21 protein-coding genes and 1 tRNA gene are annotated in these 21296 nt (G+C 53.1%); 12 read left to right on the top strand and 10 right to left on the bottom strand.

All coding sequences use genetic code 11. The features are described 5' to 3' along the window. Nucleotides 1–194 precede the first annotated feature (194 nt). The 3 genes from VF639_RS02195 (at nucleotide 195) to VF639_RS02185 (ending at nucleotide 2108) form a co-directional block, all read left to right on the top strand. Nucleotides 195–908 carry a phosphatase PAP2 family protein gene (locus tag VF639_RS02195; RefSeq protein ID WP_331144241.1) on the top strand — a complete coding sequence of 238 codons (714 nt, stop codon included), beginning with the start codon at nucleotides 195–197 and terminating at the stop codon, nucleotides 906–908. Between the two features lie 136 nt (nucleotides 909–1044). Continuing rightward, nucleotides 1045–1126: transfer RNA gene (locus VF639_RS02190), tRNA-Leu, on the top strand. Between the two features lie 307 nt (nucleotides 1127–1433). Then, complete coding sequence (locus VF639_RS02185) at nucleotides 1434–2108, top strand: phosphatase PAP2 family protein (protein WP_331144240.1); 675 nt, start codon at nucleotides 1434–1436, stop codon at nucleotides 2106–2108. Nucleotides 2109–2150: 42 nt separating this feature from the next. On the opposite strand, the gene VF639_RS02180 is transcribed toward VF639_RS02185, so the two are convergent. The 3 genes from VF639_RS02180 to VF639_RS02170 form a co-directional block, all read right to left on the bottom strand. Then, entirely contained in the window at nucleotides 2151–4487 is a 2337-nt protein-coding gene (locus VF639_RS02180) for a GAF domain-containing protein (protein ID WP_331144239.1), read from the bottom strand. Nucleotides 4488–4587: 100 nt separating this feature from the next. Then, nucleotides 4588–5133 (bottom strand): hypothetical protein, encoded by a 546-nt coding sequence (locus VF639_RS02175; RefSeq protein ID WP_331144238.1) that lies wholly within the window; start codon nucleotides 5131–5133, stop codon nucleotides 4588–4590. Between the two features lie 231 nt (nucleotides 5134–5364). Next, a complete protein-coding gene (locus VF639_RS02170) occupies nucleotides 5365–6270 on the bottom strand; it encodes a T9SS type A sorting domain-containing protein (RefSeq protein WP_331144237.1) in 906 nt (301 codons plus the stop codon). Between the two features lie 221 nt (nucleotides 6271–6491). Here VF639_RS02170 and VF639_RS02165 point away from each other — a divergent pair, with 221 nt between their 5' ends. After that, nucleotides 6492–7121, top strand: a complete 630-nt coding sequence (locus VF639_RS02165) for a sce7726 family protein (RefSeq protein WP_331144236.1) — start codon at nucleotides 6492–6494, stop codon at nucleotides 7119–7121. A gap of 100 nt (nucleotides 7122–7221) precedes the next feature. Here the strand turns inward: VF639_RS02165 and dinB are convergent, their stop codons facing one another. Both dinB and VF639_RS02155 read right to left on the bottom strand, forming a co-directional pair. Then, nucleotides 7222–8301, bottom strand: a complete 1080-nt coding sequence (gene dinB, locus VF639_RS02160; RefSeq protein ID WP_331144235.1) for a DNA polymerase IV — start codon at nucleotides 8299–8301, stop codon at nucleotides 7222–7224. Nucleotides 8302–8491: 190 nt separating this feature from the next. After that, on the bottom strand, nucleotides 8492–9913 hold the full coding sequence (locus tag VF639_RS02155) for a dicarboxylate/amino acid:cation symporter (protein ID WP_331144234.1): 1422 nt from the start codon (nucleotides 9911–9913) through the stop codon (nucleotides 8492–8494). 634 nt (nucleotides 9914–10547) lie between these two features. On the opposite strand from VF639_RS02155, the gene VF639_RS02150 reads away from it, so the two are divergent. Further along, nucleotides 10548–11567 (top strand): dipeptide epimerase, encoded by a 1020-nt coding sequence (locus tag VF639_RS02150; protein WP_331144233.1) that lies wholly within the window; start codon nucleotides 10548–10550, stop codon nucleotides 11565–11567. 27 nt (nucleotides 11568–11594) lie between these two features. Here the strand turns inward: VF639_RS02150 and VF639_RS02145 are convergent, their stop codons facing one another. Next, a complete protein-coding gene (locus tag VF639_RS02145) occupies nucleotides 11595–12173 on the bottom strand; it encodes a DUF6799 domain-containing protein (RefSeq protein WP_331144232.1) in 579 nt (192 codons plus the stop codon). Nucleotides 12174–12338: 165 nt separating this feature from the next. Between VF639_RS02145 and VF639_RS02140 the strand changes: the two genes are divergently transcribed. Continuing rightward, the gene (locus VF639_RS02140) at nucleotides 12339–12785 is read left to right on the top strand and encodes a MarR family winged helix-turn-helix transcriptional regulator (RefSeq protein WP_331144231.1); all 447 of its coding nucleotides are present in this window, start codon (nucleotides 12339–12341) and stop codon (nucleotides 12783–12785) included. A 54-nt stretch (nucleotides 12786–12839) separates the two neighbouring features. Then, nucleotides 12840–13532, top strand: a complete 693-nt coding sequence (locus VF639_RS02135; protein ID WP_331144230.1) for a YceI family protein — start codon at nucleotides 12840–12842, stop codon at nucleotides 13530–13532. Nucleotides 13533–13606: 74 nt separating this feature from the next. On the opposite strand, the gene VF639_RS02130 is transcribed toward VF639_RS02135, so the two are convergent. From VF639_RS02130 to VF639_RS02115, 4 genes are all read right to left on the bottom strand, one after another. Further along, entirely contained in the window at nucleotides 13607–14302 is a 696-nt protein-coding gene (locus tag VF639_RS02130; protein WP_331144229.1) for a hypothetical protein, read from the bottom strand. A 189-nt stretch (nucleotides 14303–14491) separates the two neighbouring features. Then, entirely contained in the window at nucleotides 14492–15049 is a 558-nt protein-coding gene (locus VF639_RS02125; RefSeq protein ID WP_331144228.1) for a hypothetical protein, read from the bottom strand. A 275-nt stretch (nucleotides 15050–15324) separates the two neighbouring features. Next, nucleotides 15325–15729, bottom strand: coding sequence for an Imm51 family immunity protein (locus VF639_RS02120; RefSeq protein WP_331144227.1), 405 nt, complete (start codon nucleotides 15727–15729; stop codon nucleotides 15325–15327). Between the two features lie 43 nt (nucleotides 15730–15772). Further along, entirely contained in the window at nucleotides 15773–15916 is a 144-nt protein-coding gene (locus VF639_RS02115) for a hypothetical protein (RefSeq protein ID WP_331144226.1), read from the bottom strand. A 216-nt stretch (nucleotides 15917–16132) separates the two neighbouring features. On the opposite strand from VF639_RS02115, the gene VF639_RS02110 reads away from it, so the two are divergent. The 5 genes from VF639_RS02110 to VF639_RS02090 all read left to right on the top strand — a co-directional run bounded on the left by VF639_RS02110 (nucleotide 16133) and on the right by VF639_RS02090 (nucleotide 21269). Further along, nucleotides 16133–16414 (top strand): ATP-dependent Clp protease adaptor ClpS, encoded by a 282-nt coding sequence (locus VF639_RS02110; RefSeq protein ID WP_245122861.1) that lies wholly within the window; start codon nucleotides 16133–16135, stop codon nucleotides 16412–16414. 100 nt (nucleotides 16415–16514) lie between these two features. Further along, nucleotides 16515–17129, top strand: coding sequence for a recombination mediator RecR (gene recR / locus VF639_RS02105; RefSeq protein WP_331144225.1), 615 nt, complete (start codon nucleotides 16515–16517; stop codon nucleotides 17127–17129). Between the two features lie 354 nt (nucleotides 17130–17483). After that, nucleotides 17484–18449, top strand: a complete 966-nt coding sequence (locus VF639_RS02100) for a polysaccharide deacetylase family protein (RefSeq protein WP_331144224.1) — start codon at nucleotides 17484–17486, stop codon at nucleotides 18447–18449. 283 nt (nucleotides 18450–18732) lie between these two features. Beyond that, entirely contained in the window at nucleotides 18733–19713 is a 981-nt protein-coding gene (locus VF639_RS02095) for a glycosyltransferase family 4 protein (protein ID WP_331144223.1), read from the top strand. A 176-nt stretch (nucleotides 19714–19889) separates the two neighbouring features. Then, entirely contained in the window at nucleotides 19890–21269 is a 1380-nt protein-coding gene (locus tag VF639_RS02090; RefSeq protein WP_331144222.1) for an aspartate kinase, read from the top strand. Nucleotides 21270–21296: the final 27 nt, after the last annotated feature.

The following is a 21296-nucleotide window of genomic DNA, read 5'->3' as shown; positions in this document are numbered from 1 at the left end:
TTACGTAGAACAGGGACAGATAACCAACTTCGGCTGTTCTTGATCTTGTGTACAAATTGCAGTGTCGAGTTGCTGCAATCTGTAATTGGCTTGCGCAGGAACTGGTGTTGCGTAGGCCAGTCAACACCTCTCTAACGAGCGAAACTAATGTGACTGAGGGCACAAGTTGGAGCTTGTGCTACATTCTTTCTGGTATGACGAACACCTGGCGCCGCTTGCTGACTATAGTTACCCTTTTCCTCACCGAATTCACCATCACGCTGGTGCTTGGCATTGCGGGGGTGGTTGGGTTTCTGGCCCTGAGCCGGGAGGTGTTCGATCAGGACGCGGCCACTTTCGATGCCGCCGCTTTCCGCTGGACGCGGCAGGTGTTGGGACCCCGGCAGCAGTGGGTGGAGGCCGTTACGTTTTTGGCCTCGCGCAACTTTATTACCGGGGCCGCCTTCCTGCTTATCAACTGGTTTCTGCTGGTACGGCGGCACCGCTGGAACTCCCTGCTGGTGCCGGTGGTGGCGCTGGGTAGCATCACCCTAAATCTGGTGCTCAAGCAGTTCTACCAACGGCCCCGGCCCTTGCTGCCTCTGGTATCGGCGTCGGGGCTGAGCTTTCCGAGCGGGCACGCCATGATTTCCGCTTCCTTCTACGGCTTGCTGATTTATCTCATTTACATCAACGTCCGGAATAAGGGGTGGCGCTGGCTGTCGATGGCGGGGCTGGTACTGCTGGTGGCCCTTATTGGACTTACCCGAGTCTACCTGCGCGTGCACTATGCCACCGACGTGCTGGCTGGTTTCACGGCCGGGCTGGTGTGGCTGTTAGTGGCTATTCCGCTACTGAAACAAGTGGAAACCAGAGTAAGGAGACCGGTGAAAATGAAAGCGCAATCAACTGGAAAACAGTCTGAATAGAGCCTGAACGTAGATTCTGGCGGTGAAATATGTCGTTTTTTTGCGGCGGAATTTGCCCGTCCCCAAAAAATGCGCTTATCTTTGCAGAACCAAATGACACTCCGAACGGGAATATTGTGGTTTGGTGACTACTTCTGCGCTTGTGGCGAAATTGGTAGACGCGCTGTCTTCAGGCGGCAGTTCCGCAAGGTGTGGGAGTTCGAGTCTCCCCGAGCGCACACCGAAAGCCGGTCCAGTTATGGACCGGCTTTTTGCGTTTAATCACGGATTGGGTCGGATTAACCAAATAAGTAGATTTTGTGGACAATTAACTTAGCTACAAGTTCTTCTTTTGAGAAGCTGCTGAAGTTAAACTCTTACATCTTAAACGATTTAAAGATGCCAGAGCAAGATTACGCCTGCCAACTCCAACAGTACTTCAAGGAAATAAGCGTTGCAAGTCAGCAAGGTTGTTTCACCGAAACCTGGAGGTAATCGCCCACAAAATCCGACTCATTCGGTTAATCCGACCCAATCCGTGATTAAATGAGGAAATCACTCACTGCCCGCCTTGTTGCCCTGTTCAGTTTTCTGACGTTGGAAGTGTTGGTAGTAGGAGGCGTGTTTGTGGCCTCACTGCTGCTGTTCTTCTACCTCACGCGGGTGGTATTCGTGGCTCATTCCGCGCAGTTCGATGATTGGGGCTTTCGGCTGATGGATACGTTGCGCGCTCCGCGGCCCTGGCTGACACCGGTGGCGGAGTTCATTACGTTTTTCGCTTCGGCGCGCTTTCTGGTGCTGGCGGGCATTTTAGGGCCGCTTTGGTTACGCTGGCGGGGGCACCGGCACGAGGCGCTGGAGTTGTTTCTGGCGGTGGCCGGCTCTTCGCTGTTCAATCAGTTGCTCAAAACGCATTATCACCGCCTGCGGCCCTCGTCGGCGCTCATCTTGCAGCCGGGCCTTAGCTTTCCAAGCGGCCACGCCATGATTGGCATGGCGCTCTACGGCTGCCTAGCGTGGCTGCTGTGGCAACACCGTAGCCACCCGGTTTGGGCGACCCTACTGGTGCTGTGGGCGTTGCTCATCGGCCTCACCCGTGTTTACTTGCACGTGCACTACCCCACCGATGTAGTGGCCGGTTTTGCGGCTGGCCTGCTGTGGCTGATTCTGCTGCGCGCCGCGTTGAATCAATTAAAACTTAGGAGTTATAAATTAAGATAACCGTTAGTTTAAACAGCTTCAAGAAGCTTGAACGGCTAATTCTTAATTCAACCTCACCTTCACTCGAAGTGCTAGCAGGCCTTTGACGCCTTGGAGTTCTTCTAGCTCTAGTTCCTCTACTTCGGGTTCGAGCAGGCCGCGGTCTTGGAGGTAGTCCAAGTATTCGCAGTACTCTTCGCTTTCGCGCTGCTGAGTGTACACCAGGGCAATATGGCCGGGCTGCGTGAGCCGTTCGCCGGTGCCTTGTACGGTGGCCTTGTCGATGCGCTTCTTGATGATTTCGTAGCGGATGTTGTAAGCACCGTCTACGTCGAACTGGCGCTCATCTTGCCGGAAACGAATACTCAACGACTGGCTGTGCACGAGAATGAGCTGCGTGGTATCGAGCGGCACCGGCAACTGCGGCTTGAGGGCAGCAGTGCGGCGCGTAATTTCTATCATTACCAAGAGTTGCCACAGGCGTAGGTTTTTCAGAAAAACCATGTCGAATGGCTTGTTTTCCACCAGGGAGGCGCCCACATAGATGTTGTACTCCACGCCATCGGTTTTGAAGCGCTGGAAGTAGTGCGGGAACATCAGCTGTGCCTTGTCCTCTTCCTCGTCCAGGTAGTCGCTCACGGCGTCGTTGAGCATGGTAGTGCTCTGTTCGAAGGCCTTGCGGCGCTTGTACACGATGCCTAGCTCGGGGTCGATGTTCGACCAATATTGGCTGATAACTGGCTGCAACGCCGGCGAATTCTGTCCTAGATACTCGAACAGCGGCTCTACCTCTGTTTTCAACGACTCGAAGATGCTTACCTCGTCGCCCGACACAATGCCTTGGCGCAAACGGCGCAGGTTCTTGTTGACGTAGAACTTTAGCTCGTCGAGAATAGGCAGCGCCTGAAACTCGGCGGCTTTCTTCAGCACTTTATTGGCCAACGTGAGGTGCTCAATCAAGTCGCCCTGTACGGCTTCGTTGCGGGCCGTGCTGCTGCCCCTGATGTCGGAGGAGCCGTGCAGCGGGAACACGTCATGGAAAACAATGTCTTCCATTTCAGCATTGCGGTTGCCGTCTTCCTGCTTCTGCAGCAGGTTTTGGGCCGCATCGGTGAAGCGCCATTCCATGGTGGGGTGAATGGCCGTGAATTTCTCCTTGATGATGGCTTGCACGCGGGTGTGGATTTCCTCGGCATTGCGCTTCACAGCCACGGCAAACAGCGGAACGAACTGCGCCACCGTTTCCACGTCAAACTCGTCCAGGTCGCCAATATTCGGCGAGCCTAGCTCCAATAAGCCTACCGTATCATCGCCGTAAGGCAGCAAGGCCAAGATAGCCGAGCGGATGCCGAGGCTGAGAATTTGTTGGCGCAGGTCTTCGGGAATGTCGGCCGTTTCCACGTTTTCGAGTACCAGCGGCTGGCGGTTCTGCCACAGCTCGCGGTAAATCTGGCGGAAGCCGGAGCCCGCATCCTGGCTGTGGAGTTGCTTGGTAAGAAAGCTGTGGTTGATTTTGCGGCCGAAGTCCACGAAGGCTTGCTTCTTTTCGTCGTAGGCCGCAATGCCGAGCTGCAAAAAAGGCCGGCCAAACAGCACCCGCAGCTTTTCCTGAATCTGCTCTAGTCGGTCGGAGGCTTGCAGCACGTCGCGCTCCAGCAGATCGTACTTCAGCTCCGACAAAATTTCCTGATCGGTTACGTCCACCAGGTGCAGAATGTGGAAGCCTTCCAGCTCGAAACGGTCCACGGGCAGTAGTTCCTGCCAGATGTCAATGCGGTGCGGGTTGCGGGTCAGACGCTCTATTTCCTCGGAAGTAAGCTCAGGCTTGGGCCCACCTACTACCTGAACCCGCAGGAAGGTGGTATTAAAATCGACGCCGTAATGCCGGTAAAGCCCGATGCTGTAGTCGGGAACCGTGAAGGTGATAGTGCCATATTGGGGCATTTGAACCCCATATACCTGGTCAAGTATCAGTTGGTAAGCCATCCGGGTCGAATGAACTTCCAAAACCCGGTTGTCGATATTAAGCGGCTGCTTGATGGTTTTGGCTGACGTCAGGAGCACATCGGCAAAGCGCGGCGTATGGTAGAAGCTATAGCGCTGAAAGGGCGCAATAGCTCCACTGATATCCGTATGAAAAGAAGCCGGCGGGAACATGGCCAGCATTAGGGTCTCCACTAAGTCGCAGTTGCATTCCAGCACCGCCATGTCGGTGATAGGTCCACGGACCCAAGTCTGCTCGACTACCTTTTCGCCGATGGCGCGCGCCAGCATGGCCAGGCCCGGATTCTTATCCTCCTCGTGGGCCTGCCAGTACGCAATAATCGGCTCGAAGCTGAGCGTCGATTTAAAGGGAAACGCCGAGAGAGTCGTGCGGGTAAGTGTAGGTTCGGGTAGCATAGGAAAAGCAACAACACCGAAGGTAGCCAAATCATTGCGGCTCCCTATTGGGTCATCGTTTTATACGCAGCTCCTCCTCTTCGTGGACGTGTTGCCGGCGTTACCTTTTCCGATTAAGCAGCACGGTGTCGGGCCGGTCATTCCCACTAGGATCCGCTAAGTCAAAGAATTGTCCGTTAACCCGAAGATTTTTCCTGACGTTCGCATTGCAGGAGCAGCAGCCATCAGCTTCAGTGGTATCATTCAGCACCACGTTCGTAATCGAAAAGGTATCAGTAGGCGCTTTGCGAGTGCCTACGTAAATCTTGTACCTGTATCCGTTGAGCTTGCGAGAGCTGCTTTGAGGAAAGGGCGTGTTGTTATTGATGAGCACCGTTTGCACATAGTCGCGGCGGCCTCCTGTTATAGCTACCGTGTCGGCACGGGGGCGTTGCGCCGTATCGAGCGGCACGCGCCGGATATATACCGTTCCGAGCTCACTGACATTGAAGCCCGGGGAGGTGGGCGTGGAAGCATCGAGATTGAACTGGAAAATCAGAGCGTCATCCAATTCGTCCCGGCAGTCGCAGGGAACGGAACCGCAGCAGGCGGCGAGGGCAGTGGAGGCAATCAGCAGCAGAAGCCAGGTAAGCGGGTTGCGGAGCATAGGGTGCAAAGATAGAACGGATTCGAGCCGACAAGTCTACTCTCCGCAGGCCAGCCATTAGGATAATGGTTTTTAGAAACGTGTGAAGTGTCATGCCACTGCCAAGCAAAGGAAAGCCTCATCAAGACTGCGGCAGAACTAACACTTTTCGTTGCTAGAAGTAGCAGAGGGTGAAACGAAAAAAGCCAACCTCGGGGCGAAGTTGGCTTTATAACGACTGACAGAGGCTGGTTATTCTTTCACAAACCGTTTGGTTTCCGAGCCAGTGCGGGTCGTGATTTTGTAGTAGTAAGTGCCACGCGACAAATCGGAGAGGTTGACTTGCAGGGCATGCGGGCCTTTCTCTTGCTTAACTTCCTGCGCTAGGGTGCGCAATGTATTGCCGCGGCCATCGAGTAACTCCACGGTTACAGGGCCAGCCTTGGCTACGGTGTATTCCAGCTGGCTGGTCGCTACCACCGGATTCGGGAAGAGACTAGTGCTGCCTACGTTAGGCTCAGCAGGAACGGCGGTAGCACCGGCAGGATCTAGCAGCAGGAAAGGCGTAGGGCGTAAGAATCTGCCAGCGCCCATCCGGTGGTGTAGCCGGCCCCGGAAACGGCCTGGTTTTTCTTGCAACTCAGCAGTGGTATTTTCGCTTGCAATAGCTTCTATATCGGCCGCCCATTTCTCCTTTTGCGGCTGAATTTCCTGGTTTAGCTGCGTGATGTTGCTGACGTACTTCTCCGCTATCTGACTCACGTTCTGGAGAATGGTTCGAGTTTCGGCATGTACTTGCGCGAGCTGCTGTTGCTGTGCTTCGGTGAGGGTTGCACGGGGGCTGGCCGACTCGGTGGCATTAGGCGTGGTGTTTTGGTTGCCGCGGAAACTCTGCCGGAGTGCTTGGGTCCGCTGGTTTGCTTCTTTGAGCTGCGTGCGGTAGATGGCTAGCTGTGCTTTATCGGCGGTGGAAAGTTGCGCGTCCAGCTTCTGGCGCTGCTGCCGCACCACCGGCAACACATTCTGCTGAATGTAGGCCTGCGTTTCACGCCGCTCCGGATGATCGTCGTTGCGGTATTTGCCTTGCGCGGGGGCCGCTATACTTGTCGTCAGAAGCACAAGAACCAGCGCTAGCACTTTGAATAGGGTTGTTTTCATAACGGAAATGGGATGGTGGATTTTATCTTCATAGATAGAGCAACAGGGGCGGGGTTTAACGCACGTGGCGGAAATTTATTCAGGAAAACCACTTTGTGCCCGTTTCACGCCCCTTATAGGAGAAGTGAGCTTGTAAAAAGTACAGGCTCGCGCTGCAAAGCACAACTTCACCTTTCACAAATTCACTTTTCAGGCAGTGCCACCCGTATCTTGCGCCTTGCATGAACGACCCGGAAATCCGCGCCCTGCTTTATCCGCTGCTCACAAGCGGCGTGTACGTTGATGAGCTGCCCACCGGTAGCACCCGCGCCGATGTGGTGCACATCACCGAGCAATTCATGCACGTCTACGAGGTGAAAGGCGATGGTGATACACTCCAGCGGGTAAGCCGGCAACTGGCCTGCTACGCGGGTGCCTACGATTTCGTCACGTTCATCGTCACCGAAAAGCACTTAGTTAAGCTGTTGCCCCTGCTGCCCGAATGGGTGGGTGTGCTGGTGGCCTCGCCGGATGGTTTGTGCGTGCACCGACCAGCCCTCTACAATGCCACCGTCGAGCGGGCGGCCGTGGCCGACTTGCTGTTGTTGGAAGAAGTGCGCCAGTTCCTGATGAGCCGCGGCTTAACCGGCGTGAGCTGGTTGCGTCGGCGGGAGGTGCTGAACGTGGTGCGCAATGCGCATTCGGTGCCGCTGTCCATTCTGGCGCAGTACGTGCGGGAGCAACTGACGGCCCGGCTGCCTCAGCGCCTGGAGGCCCGGGCCGAGCGCAAAGCCGAACGGCAACGCCTCGGAGCCCGCCGTCGCAAGTTGAAAAAGAAAAGCAAAAAGCGCCGGGTCCCGAAAGCCGCTTAAGCTGCTGCCAGACCACTGCGCGCCCTCTGCGTAAACTTCTGTGCCATCTGCGGGCTAAAAATTTTCCCGCCAATCCGAGTAAGGCTACCCCCAAATACTTCTAAAACCGTAGTGCCAACTGCTGTCCAGGCGCTTCTATCTCGGTTTCCAAGGTGGAAAGGGCCACCCCGAGCAGGCGCACGCCGAGCGGCAGCGGTAGTAGGGCCGCCAGCAACTCATGGCTAACTTGAGTTAATAGCGCCGGTGTGCGGATAGGAGCCAGGAAGGTGCGGCTGCGCGTTATCTGCCGAAAGTCAGCATACTTTACTTTCAAAGTGACGGTGCGGCCAGAGGAGCCGGTACGTTGGCTGGTGGCCCACACGGCGTCGAGTATTGGCTGCAAACCTGCCAGTAGCTCGGCGTGGGTAAGTAAGTCGTGCTCGAAAGTGGTTTCAGAGCCAACCGACTTCCGGACTCGGTCGGCCACCACGGGGCGGTGGTCTTGAGCGCGGGCAATGTGGTAGTAGTGGGTGCCGGCCTTGCCAAAGTGTTGCCGCAGAAACGCCTCCGTTTGCTGCCGCAGGTCGAGGCCCGTAAAGATGCCTAGCTGATGCAGCCGGGCCACCGTAGCCGGCCCGATACCATGAAACTGCCCAACCGACAAGGCTTCCACAAACGCCAAGCCTTCGTGGGGCTTGATCACAAACTGACCATTGGGCTTGCGGTAATCAGAAGCCAGCTTGGCCAGAAATTTATTGTAGGAAATGCCCGCCGAAGCCGTGAGCTGCGTTTCAGCCAGAATCCGGGCCCTGATTTCCTGCGCAAGCTGCGTAGCTGACGCAATCTGCTTCAGGTTGTGCGTGACGTCGAGATAAGCTTCATCGAGCGACAACGGCTCGATAAGCGGCGTGTACTCGGCAAAAATGGCCCGAATCTGCCGCGAAACCTCTTTGTACACCTCGAAACGCGGCTTCACAAACACCAATTCCGGGCACTTGCGCAGTGCCACCGACGAGGCCATAGCCGAGCGTACGCCAAACTGCCGGGCCTCGTAGCTGGCTGCCGCCACCACGCCCCGCTGCCGCGAGCCCCCTACGGCCACCGGCTTGCCGCGTAGCGCCGGCTGGTCGCGCTGCTCCACCGAGGCATAGAAGGCATCCATGTCCAGATGAATGATCTTGCGCTGCTGTTCCTGCTCCACTTCGTTGACACTGAAAACACGAAGATAAAGCCCCTGGCCCGGACCTATGCCTTCTGTGTTGCCTCTGATGGTAGGTTATTACCAACGGACGCTCCACCGTAATTCAACCTGAATAGGTGAATCAGGAGGCACAAAAAAGCCCCCACCCGGAAAAGGGTAGAGGCCAAGATTTGCCAGTAAAAGCGAAGCGCTAGTGCGACTGCTGCATCAAGCTACTATCAACTTCTGCTAAGCCTTCAATGCGCTCAGGCGCTACGTAGTTGTCTATAAACTCGCCTTCCCAACGGGCTACTACGGCCGTAGCCAGGCAGTTGCCGATGACGTTGACCGCAGTCCGGGCCATATCCATCAGGGCATCGATGCCCAGAATGATGAATACCGGCCACGACGGCAAGTTGAATGAAGCCACCGTAGCTAGTAGAATGACGAGGGAGGCCCGTGGTACGCCCGCTACCCCTTTCGAGGTAAGCATCAGCGTGAACACCATCACCAGTTGCTGCCCAAACGACAGCTCAATGCCAGCAGCCTGCGCCACGAATACCGCCGCCAACGACAAGTACAGCGTAGTGCCATCGAGGTTGAACGAGTAGCCAGTTGGCATCACAAAGGCCACAATACGCCGCGGAACGCCAATGCCTTCCATGGCTTCCATGGCCCGCGGCAGTGCCGCTTCCGATGAGGTGGTAGCAAAGGCAATACTCACCGGCTCGGCAATAGCCTGCACGAAACGCTTAACCGGAATCCGCATCAGCAAGGCCACGGGCAGCAGAACCAGCAGCATAAACGCCAGCAGCGCCACGTAAAGCGTGAGCAGCAGATAAAAGGCGTTCTTGAGCGGCTCAAAGCCCATCTTGCCTACTGTGTACGCCAAGGCGCCTCCCACCCCAATGGGGGCAAAAAACATAACCACGTTGGTAAACTTGAACATCACCTCCGACAGGCTGTCGATTACTTCCAGCATGGGGCGACGCTTGTTTTGATGCACCATCGCCAGTCCGATGGCGAAGATGATGGCAAATACCACTACTTGCAGCACCTGCCCTTCAGCCACCGATTTGGCAATGTTTTCGGGGAAGATGTGCAGAATAATATCGGAAGTGGTTTGCTTGATGGGTTGCAGCTTCTCGGCTTCGGCGACTACGCCCGCTTGGCTGATGCCCACGCCGGCTTTCGTTAAGTTGATGGCTGCCAACCCAATGAAAAGGGCAAACGTGGTAATAACTTCAAAGTAAACCAGAGCCTTGAGCCCCATCTTACCTACCTGCTTCAAGTCGGCATGGCCGGCAATGCCTACTACCAGCGTGGCAAATACCAGCGGCGCAATAATGGTTTTGACCAGCCGCAGAAACACGTCACTAAGCACTTTCAGGTTGACGGCAAACTCCGGATAGTCGTTGCCAATTTCGGCCCCGACGAACATGCTGACCACAATCCAGAACGTGAGGGAGCGGCGTTGTACGCCATACGCCACAAAGACGGCCAGAAACAACCAGCGTGCTGCCTGGGCCACCAGCGGGTCGAGGGCAATCAACTGATAAGAGGTGAGAACAGTAAGCAATACGGCCACCAGGGCCAGCACCAGAACGACGGGGACAAGTCGCGAAAACTTCATACGCGGCAGCAAAGGGAAGGAAGTGAAGGTAGCAAAGATAGGTTTTTGGGCTTCCCTATCGGCTAGCTACTCCGTGTACGCAGCAAAGCAAGTTGTTCGGGCGGTTCGACAACGCCAAAGGAGCCGCATTGCGGCCCCTTTGGCATGAGTCTTTGCTAAGCTGTTTTAGCCTTTCAGAGGTGCTTTTTCAACGTAGCGCCTTCGCTGGTAGTTGGCTGCATCATGTACCTGCTCATCGACAAGTCAGGTTTCATATGCAGCGAGGTACCATCGATTCACTTGCCAGAATGACGTCCAGATTTCGCGCTTCAGTTTGTTTAAAACAAGCTTGAACCGTCCACGATTGCTAAAAACTACAGATCTTCACGCCGTGTGGCCAAGGACTATGCTAGGCCTAAATCTGTTGGTGCTTGCCCCGGCTAATTACGAAGTGACCGAACTAACTGTGCACCATAAAAACGTGTAGTGTTTCTACGGTGTCTGCTTCATTTCACTCATGCAGGCATTCCAGCTCGTAGCACTGACAATTTTGGTATCGGGCTATCTGTCAGTTTTATGTTTAAAATGTAATTCGCTTTTGGGTTGAGTTGACTGATAGTCTGTAACCCTGTTTTTTGGCTTTTTCTATTACGACATGCTTGCTTGGAGTCTTACGCCCCACATCCTACCGTTGCGCTTCACTTGGAAAATCTCACGCAATGCCTCCACTACGAAAACCAACTTGATAGTACAGGTGCGTGACCCAAAAGGGGGAGGGCCTGTAGGAATGGGGGAAGCGGCGCCTAACATACGCTACGGCGAAACCCCCGAAGCTTTGCAGCTGGAATTCACCTCGTTGCTACAAGCAGGCCTGGGAAAAATCCGCACGGAGGCAGAACTGCAGGAGTTTCTGACGGCTCACCCCCCGGCCCATGCTTTACGCTTCGCCATTGAATCGGCGTTTGTGTTATGGGCGGCTCGCCAGGCAGGGCAGCCCGTTTGGCAGTGGCTAGGCGCACCCGAACCGGCGCTTGCCGTACCCACAGCCTTTACGCTACCCATCATGGACCCCGGCGAAGTGGCCGAGTTTGTGAGAGAGCAGCAAATGGCTCGCTTTCAACTCCTGAAAGTGAAGGTGAACCAAGAAAGTGGCTACGACTTACTGCGTGAACTTACCCGCGTGTTGCCCGGCCGTCCACTCATCATCGATGGCAACGAGGCTTGGCAGGATCCCGACAAGGTTATGACCTTCGTTGAGCAAGTAGCTCCCTTGACTGGCCTAAAAGCGCGCCTACTAGAGCAGCCCTTGCCCGCAACCCACACCGCTGCTTACCGCTACCTGCATCCTCGCTCGCCGTGGCCGCTGTTTGCCGACGAATCCGTAACCGACACCGCCGATTTCGAAGATATAGCCCAGCAGTTTCACGGAGTGAACATGAAGCTTATGAAGGCGGGAGGTTACCGAAACGGCCTACGAATTTTGCGCGAAACCCAAGCCCATGGCCTGCAAACGATGATAGGCTGTATGGTTGAAACCTCGTTAGGTATCTGGGGGGCGCTGCAAGTCAGTGGCCTAACTGAAATTTGCGACCTAGATGGCTTGCTTATTATACAGAACGAGCCGTTTGGCTTGGTACGCGAAGCCGCCGGGTTGTTGCATTGGCAGGACATCTAGCACCAACTACTTCTTTAACCAGAAACCTTAGTGGTTTATTTGCGCATCCAACGCTCCAAGTTGCTGGTTGAGTTTGTCGACAGCCGCTTGGTTGGCGGGGTTAGGCGTCATCAGGCTAATTTTCTGATTGAGCAGCTGAATTTTGCGCGTGAGCAAAGCAGTCAATTCTTCTGAAACCGGCGTTCCGGATACCGTGGTGCTCGTGGCCGTGGTGCCGCGCTCCACATACTTGTCGTATTGCGCGGTGGCTGGCACCGAGTTGTCGCCGCGGGCCGCGGCGGCGCTGGCTGGTGTGGCATACACGATGTCGCCGTTCATTTTCACGTAGTCGCCTTCGCGCAAAGTGGTCTTCTTACCTGTTGTGAATTCAACGATACCACTTTTATAGTTTATTTTGGTGCCGTTTGAGAGCACCACGTTCTTGGAAAGCGGATTAGAACGACCTCCTTGCATCAATAATACGGTGCCATCTGACATCACAAACCGGTCGGTTGCATTAGCGGCAACAGCCCCGGCGGGTGGCGTGGTTTTAGATTGGGCTGCGAGTTGATATGAGCAACCGAAAATCAGCATGAACAAGACTAGTAGAAAGGACAGCTTATACATTATATTGATGGAATAAGATGAAAGGCTGCTCTTACGGTAGATGGCACAAAACCGCTATTGGAAAATAAATAAATTTCAATCAAAAATATTTCCGGAAAATGTGTTGCAACATTAAATGTATGTACATATATTGCAGTGCCTTACCGAGGTAGCCTTTTCCTTACCATGAAAATAGAGGACGCAATCAAACAGCCTGTCTTTAGAGATGTTCATCAAAAGGCCTTAATTAATCTGGTTTACACGACTGGGTGGGTACAGCAGCGTAATGCAAACCAGTTTAAAGACTTTGGTATCACACTGCCTCAGTTCAATATACTTCGGATTTTGCGAGGGCAGCACCCCAAGCCGGCAACTGTCAATCTGCTGATTGAACGAATGCTGGATAAAACCAGCAACGCTTCCCGCATTGTAGACAAGCTGGAGCTTAAGAAGCTGGTGACGCGCACCGTGTGCCCCAGCAACCGCCGCGCCGTTGATATCTGCATCACGGAAGCAGGGCTAGACTTACTGTCTAAAATAGACAAGGTGATTGATCTTAATCCCGTGTTAAGCAACCTGACCGAAGCAGAAGCCACCTTATTGAGTGACTTGTTAGATAAAATCCGCGACTGACGGCTTTCTCAGTTAGCCTTTCTTTTTACTTTTCATTTTCACAATTGCCTTATCATGAAAAAAATCATTTTACCAGCGCTGTTAGCTGTTTCGTTGCTTGTAGCTCCTGCCATGGCTGGCACTCCTGCAACTGAAAAAGCTCCTGTTGCTGCCCGCAAAGCAGCCGACAAAACCTTCAAGCTACAGACGCAGCTGAGCACCCTCGGCTGGACAGGTAAGAAAGTGACTGGCCAGCATAACGGCAGCGTGCAGTTCAAGGAAGGCACCGTGTTGGTTCGTGGCAATCAGGTTGTGGGCGGCATGTTCACTGTGGACATGAACTCGTTGAAAATCGAAGACATCAAGGATGCTGAAACCAACGGCAAACTGATGGGCCACTTGCGCTCCGATGACTTCTTCTCCATCGACAAAAACCCAACTTCGACTTTCAACATCACGAAGGTGACGCCGATGAAAGCCGATGCGGCCGGCAACAACGCCACTATCACCGGCGACCTGACCATTAAAGGCATCACCAAGCCTGTTAGCTTCCCGGCCAAAGTGGGTGTGAAAGGCAATCTGGCTTCCGCTAGCGGCACCGCCACCATCGACCGCACCAAGTTCGACATCAAATACGGCTCGAAGTCGTTCTTCGAAGGCATCGGCGACAAAGCCATCATGGACGACTTCACGATGAGCTTCAACGTGATTGCCAAGAACGAGCCCGGCGAAAGCGCTTCTGCCAAGCCAGCTAAAGCTTCGAAGTAGTGGCTCCAGTTAATTTGAAAAGCCCTGCTGGCAGCTGCCAGCAGGGCTTTTATTGTATTAGTGTACTCTTTAACCTAGCGACCTGAGCCAGCGGGAGTAGGGGAAGTAGCTGGAGCTGCTTGAATTGGAGCTGCTGGCGTTTGTGTTGGCTGAGGCTGAGTAGGAATCGGAGTCGAGGCAGCTTGATTGCGCAGTTGCAAACGCAAAGGAGCAACGTTGGTCTCACGCAGACTTACTATGCCATAAACCGTTTCGCCCGGCTTGATATTACGGTCAGTTAAATCGTGGGCAGTAAATTCTTTACGCAGGTTTTGGTTGGCCGCGCCCGCGCCAATCATATTGCCGGCTGCAATAAATGGCCCTGTGTAAAAGGTAGTACCGCCTGACACTCGACCAGTTACAGGATCTGTTTGGGCGCCTACAGTAGGATTAAGGAGTACATACAACAGGTAGATTAGTACCCCCTGCTTTAAATCAGCCGCCGCCTGGTTCGAAGGAACTGGAGTAATGGACCGGTCCCCGAACATAAGATCCAAATCACGAGAGAAGTTAAGCTCCTGCGTCGTTTTGTTGGTCACTTTTACGGCTACTACTTGGTAACCCTTCTTGCGTTCCTTTTTGCTATACTTCTTGTTACGGCCACGCTGACGCAAAGCATCATATTTATAGCCAAGGTCAACTCCTGCAGTGCTGCCAGCCAATTGATATCCCGCCATTCTATCTGGTTGGATACGCGTGTAACTAGCAGCACAACCGGTAGCAGCAAACATAATTCCTAGTGCAAGGAAACGAGTAAAACAGTTAAGCATAAATAAAAATGAATGAAATGAAAACAGGACAATTGAACGATCAAAGCTAGTTAGTTCGAAGCCTTTTGTCCAAGAATATCCTTCATAATCATTTATTATTAGAATTCTGTTGCATCATAATGCAAAATATACAGACAAAGCTTAATAGAATTAATCCGGTAGCACTAGCTCTCTTGGTAAGCTGAACTTTAGACCATGACTTTTAGTGCGTGCGTGTAGTTGTGCTAGCAAGTCGTCGATATCAGACTTGTACTCCAGCCAAAGATCTTCGTGCAGGTTGCTGCTTATTAGCTGCGTGGTGCGGGCTGCCAGCCGGGCCGTGGCCGTGTAGAACCCGCCATACACGCTATCGAACTGACCGGTGTAGTTGTCGAAGATGACGCGCAGGGTGTAAAGGTTGAGGTCGATTTCCAAGCGCTTGTCTTTGGTGATGCGCCGGGTGCGGGCCACTTCTTTGGTGGCTTTTTGCAGTGCCTTGGTGAGACTGCGGTTCAGCAACCGGCCCGTGGCCCCGACGGCAAACAGCTCGTGAATCCGGTCAGAGGTTTCCTCGAATATGGTTTCAATCGTCACATCAGGCAGCAGCTCGAAACTAAGCGTTTCGTACAGCTCGGCGTCGCGGCGGGCAGCACGGAGCAAGAGCGCTTCTTTTTCTTTCTCGGGGAGGCGTTGGAGAGCTTTTTTGAACTCAGCTGACGGTACGGGCATGGGGATGTAAAGCGGCGAGTGAGGCTCGAAAATTAAGTACAAACGGCGCAGTTAACTATTAGGTAGGTAATTCAGAAGCTTTTCCTGCCTTTCAAGGACGCCGTACGGTCGTCCATCAGCAGCAAGGCCCTGTTGCTGATGGACGACAAGATTACCGAAGAAACTTTAAACCGGCAGATGCGCTTGGACCTGAGCGGCACAAAGTCCGTGTGGCAAATAAAAAGCCCTTAGCCTTACGCTAAGGGCTTTTTATTTTACTGAATGTCCAAAAATTCTCAAGACAAGGTCTTGATTTCCTGCGGGTTTTCAACCAGCTCCCAAAGCAAGTCTAGTAGTTGCCGGAAATCTGCTTCGGTGGTAGTATATAGTACGCAGGCTTCTGTGTCACTGTCGCTTTGCACCTGCTCGTTGAAATGAGGGGCTTTTTTGGCTAGCAAAGCGCGAATAGCTTTTTCCCACCCGTAGCCGTTCACTTCAAACCCGGCTTGGGCCAACTCGGCGTTCAGCTCGAGCAGTTCCGGCTCGTTGGTGGGCGCCAGGTATACTTCGTACAAAACTTCACCCGTATGGTCGTGGATTGAGACGTGAAACGGTGCGTAGGTGTCTTCCTCCCACATCGACTCTTCGGCTAGTATCCTTGGTAAGGATTTGGGCAGGCGCAGCTTATTTAAGTTTTTCATAGTGCACTACTGGTAGAGAAACAGCGTCGAATATTCTCGAATATTACAGTTTCTCGTCGAGGTATTGGGTAATTTTATTGTAGAGGTGCCCCCGGTCCTGGCCAGCCACGTTGTGCGGGTGGCCGGGGTGCCCGAAATAGTCGAGTTGCACGCCCTTATCAACGGCGGCTTCTGCTAACGTACCCATGGATGCAGACTGCCGCTATGGCAGTTACGCGAAACGGCCTCCGTCCATGGCTAAACCGGTCTTCTTTAGCTTTCAATCACGCAGGTGAATAGCTATTCTTCGGCAGACGATACTTTCCTGAAATTGCCGAAACGTTTCTGCTCTTCAAGGGGTTATATAAGGCCGGCAGAGGCCACTAATCCCGTTTTTTTGCTCGTTTTTACGTACTTTTGTACCATGAATAGCAAACCACAAATCGACTACGACGAGGACGTCCTGTTGCTGGAAGAAACCACGGATGTGCGCGACTTAATTGTATACAACGACGACATCAACACCTTCGACCACGTTATCAAAACCCTCATCGATGTGTGCGGCCACGAGCCGGAACAGGCCGAGCAGTGCACCTTGCTCATCCACTACAAAGGGCAGTGCACCGTCAAGCACGGCGTCTACGACGAGCTAGCGGCCATGTGTACCGCCATCCACGACCGAGGTATTTCGGCCGACGTTTTATAAATACGAGTTGCAAGCGGTAAGCTTCAGGCAGCAAGCTTACCGTCTGACTGCGGAGGCCGAAGCTAAAGGCTTGCGGCTTACAGCTTATAGCTTTATTTAAATGGATTTTCCTTCCAAACTGATTGAAAACGCCGTTGGGGAACTGTCCAAGCTACCCGGCATCGGTAAAAAAACCGCGCTACGCCTCGCGCTTCACCTGCTGAAGGCTGAAACGGATACCACCGCTTCGCTAGCCGAAGCCCTGGCCAAAATGCGCTTCGACATCCGCTACTGCGACACCTGCCACAACATCTCCGACACGGCCGAGTGCACCATCTGCGCCAACAAACTCCGCGACCATAGCACCATCTGCGTGGTGTCGGACATTCGCGACGTTATTGCCATCGAAAACACCGGCCAATACAAAGGCGGCTATCACGTGCTAGGCGGCGTTATTTCGCCCATCGAGGGTGTGGGCCCTAGCGACCTGCAAATCGATTCGTTGGTAGAGCGCATCAGCGCGCCAGAGTCGGAAATCAAAGAAGTTATTCTGGCCATCAGTCCCACCATGGAAGGCGATACCACCGCTTTCTACCTGTCCCGTAAGCTGCGCGACTTCGCCGAAGTACACATCAGCTCCATTGCCCGCGGCATCCCGATGGGGGGCGAGCTGGAATACACCGACGAGATTACACTCGGGCGTAGCATAGTGGAGCGCCAGCGCCAAGCAAAATAACAATCTTTCTTGGTTGAAGAGCAAAAAAGCCGTTGCATACAGCAACGGCTTTTTCTTTTAGGACTTATACCCCGATCCACTGCGTGAAAGATCATACCATGAGTTTGCGTAAGTCCTATCTTTATAACTCACGTTCAATATAAAGTATATTATATAAAATGATACCTTGTGAAGAAACTGCCCAACTTACGTCGATGCTCACAACGTGTCTATGATTCGCTGAAGGGTTGTATTGCAATGTGAAGCCGAAGCTAGGGCATCACGTTCGTGTGGCAATCCCATAAGTATAGGTCTTCGTAAATTCTTCTGTTATTAACAAGTTTTATCGGCTGTAAGAAATAGCCAAAATCAAACATGCGGAAAAAGGTAGCTTCTATAGCCAATAGAATAGATGAGCGAATATCCTTGCTGCATGTTTCTATACTTAAAGAAAGACCAGCCTTGCTGATTTTCTTATTTCATTCGCTCTATGAAGAAAAGCAAACTCTCGCTTCTGCTACAGTTGATGCGCAGCAAAATATTACGGTAGCTGTATTTTCTGAATTTATAGAATATTTCTTGTCAAATGGGTATATATTTATTTCGCCTGATAATATAGAAGGCGTGCTTGATAAAAATAAAAAGTACGCTTTAATTACGTTTGACGACGGCTATTTCAATAACCAGCTAGCCTTACCCATACTGCGAAAATATAAAGTGCCAGCGGTTTTTTATGTTTCTGCAAACCATGTGGCTGCTGGTAAATCGTTTTGGTGGGATGTAGTATACCGACAACGCCAGAAACTAAATAAACCCTGGCAGCAGCAAGGCGAATATGGAATGCTGAAGCAGAGAAAAAATCACGAAATAGAAAAATATTTAATTGAGCAATTCGGGCAACAGTGCCTACATCCGGTCAGCGACCTGGACCGGCCTTTCACGCCTGCTGAACTACAGGAATTTGCGCGCGACCCATACGTGGTTATCGGTAACCATACGCACAATCATGCTATTTTAACCAATTACACCGTCGCGGAAGTGGAGGCGGAATTACTGGAATCGCAGCAATACCTTACAAAATTGCTCGGTACGGCGCCTACCAGTATTGCTTATCCCAACGGAAACTATTCCAAGGAGGTAGTGGCAATTGCGAAAAGACTCGGCTTTCAAACGGGGGTAACAGTTAGAGAAGGTAAGAACCGCTTATCAGTTTGCACCGATGCGCTGGGCTTGATGGAGCTAAACCGTTTTTTACTTTGGGGCGACACAGATATTAAAAGACAACTCAAATTATTCCGTTCTGACCTGCATATCAAAAGAGCTATTCGAAATCAGAGGTAACGTTTTAAGATATTATTTACAATTTGAATAACAGACCATGAAAGTGCTTTGGCTTGCTCCGTATCCGCACCCCTTGGAAACTGCGCCTCACCCGGTTCCGTGGGTAGGTACTTTAGCAAAGGAACTCAGTCAACACGCCGAAATAGAATTGACTATTTTAAACTGGACTTCAAAAATTTCCAGTGACGTCGAAGAGTGTACGCAAGACGGAATTCGTTTTATTTATTTAAAAGTGCCCTCTGTTCGGGAAGATATACTAACGCTGTATCGACGCCGGATTGCTTTGGTTGTCGCTTACCTACGGCAGCACTATCAGCGCTACGACTTGCTGCATCTGCACGGCTCTGAGTTGCAGTTGCCCGCTATGACGGCCGGACTGGCCGTGCCGCAGCTGCTTTCCGTACAGGGGCTGGTTTCGCAGTATATTCGATTTGTGCCGGGAACGTTTTCCAAGCTAAAGTTCCTTTGGGCGCTGGCTGGTTATTATGAGCGGCGTTACTTGCCGGCAATTCACCATTTCTCGTGTCGTACGCACTGGGACAAAGCCCAGATCAGGCAACTTAGCCCCGGGTGCACTGTGCATCACAACTGGGAAATGATCAGGCCTGAATTTTTCGGGGATGATTCGGTGGTGGCACCAGTTTCCGGCCGGCCGCAGTTGCTGTTTATGGGTGGCAGCCAAGAACTAAAAGGCTTTCGGGAGACGTTGGCGGCCTTCAAGATTGTTCGGGCGCAGGTGGACGTGCAACTGGTAATCGTTGGCCGGGTCAACGACCACGAAATGGCGGCTGCCATCGCCCAGACTGGTTTGCGAAACATAGGGCCCAACGACGTACAGTGCCGGCAGTTTGTATCGGCCGCCGAGCTGGCAGTTCTGTTTCGTGAGTCGTTCTGCCTGCTGCATCCTTCCCACGTCGACAACAGCCCCAACAGCGTGTGCGAGGCGCAGGTAGCCGGGCTGCCGGTAATAGCGGCCAATGTGGGCGGCGTCAGCTCGTTGGTTGAGCATGAGCAGACGGGTTTGCTCTGCGACCTGAATCCGGCCACTATTGCCCGGCAGGTGCTGCAGCTCTGCCACAACCCGGCCCTGCGCCAGCGTCTTATCGCGCAGGCCCGCACCGTCGCCTGGCAGCGGCACAATCCAGCTACGGTTGTTCAACGGACGGTAGCTATTTATCACGCCGTCTACGAAGCATTTCATCAGACCCAACCTGGCTCAGTGGTCGAGGAGGTGGCTGCCAACTCCCTCTTCGCCGCGTCTTAGCGATGCCGGGGGGAGCGCACGATATGCAGACAACCGCTAGACCTTATATGCTGCTCAAAGAGCCGTGCGGCATTGCTGGTTGTTGATCAGCTGATTATCAAGCGCAGCCGACCAATGGTTGCTTTTGGCATTCGGGCCATGGTGCCTATGTTTGCCGTTTCACTTGCAATGGTTCTATGCTTACAGTAGAAAAAATAGGGGGCACGTCGATGAGTGCCTTCGGCGACGTGCTGCGCAACATCATCGAATTCAACCGCACGGGCGCTGAACTCTACAACCGGATTTTTGTGGTATCGGCATATGCTGGCGTCACCAACTGGCTGCTCGAAAACAAAAAAACGGGGGAGCCTGGTGTCTACCACCGCATTACCGAACACAAAAAGTTTCACCAGGCCTTGGCCGAAGTAGCCACCAAGCTCAAGGCGCTGAACCGGCAGTACGAGCCGCTAGGCCTGGATCTGGCCGTTGCCGACGCCTTTATTGAACAGCGCATTCAGGACGCCCAAACCTACCTCAACAGCCTCACCAACATTCTGGCCTCCGGCTACGTGAGCAGCTACAACATTCTGCAGGCCGCGCGCGAAATTCTGGCGTCCATTGGGGAAACGCACTCGGCGTTCAACTCGGTTAACATTCTGCAAAATCGCGGCATCCATGCTACGCTCGTGGATTTGAGCGGCTTTCACGACCATAAGTCGTACACTATCGACCAGCGGATCCGGCACGCTTTCAAGCGCATTAATTTCGCCGAAACCATCTGTATCGTCACGGGTTACGTGAAAGGTACCGAAGGCATCATGCGCGAGTTTGACAGAGGCTATTCGGAAGTGACTTTCAGTAAAATAGCCGTAGCCGTGAAGCCCAAGGAAGCCATCATTCACAAAGAATACCACCTCTGCTCGGCCGACCCCGTGATGGTGGGTGTGGACAATTGTGAACCCATTGGCTTCACCAATTACGACGTGGCTGACCAGCTGGCCGACGTGGGCATGGAAGCCATTCACCCCAAAGCGTCGAAGCCGCTGGAAATCAACAAGATCAACCTGCGCATCAAGAACACCTTCGAGCCCGAGCACCCCGGCACCCTCATCACCGAGGATTATGTGTCGCCGCACAAGCGGGTGGAGGTGATTACGGGCACCGAAAAAGTGCTAATCATTGATGTGTACGACCCCTTGATGGTGGGCGCCGCCGGCTACGACCTGCACATCATGCAAACCTTCTATGACCTGGGCATCAGCTACAGCTTCAAGGCCACCAGCGCCAACAGCATTTCGGTGGTTATTTGGGAAAAAGACTTCAATAAAAAGCTGGTGCAGGACCTGCAAGAGAAGTACGAAAAGATAACCGTTGAGAAGGCCGCCATGGTCTGTTTGATTGGCTCCAACATCGACCAGCCGGGTCTGCTGGCCAAGGCCGCCGGCGCCCTGGCCGATGCCAATATTAATATTCTGAGTGCCGGTTTTGCGTTGCGCAAGGTTAACATTCAGTTTCTAATTGCCCGCGCCGACTTTCGGGAGGCGGTTATCGCATTAAATAAAACGCTGTTTTTCTGATATATCTGGGATAAATAGTATATAGCG

Origin of the sequence: Hymenobacter sp., from assembly GCF_036387835.1 — a bacterium.
GTDB lineage: Bacteria > Bacteroidota > Bacteroidia > Cytophagales > Hymenobacteraceae > Hymenobacter.
This window is presented reverse-complemented; position numbering and strand designations above follow the sequence as displayed.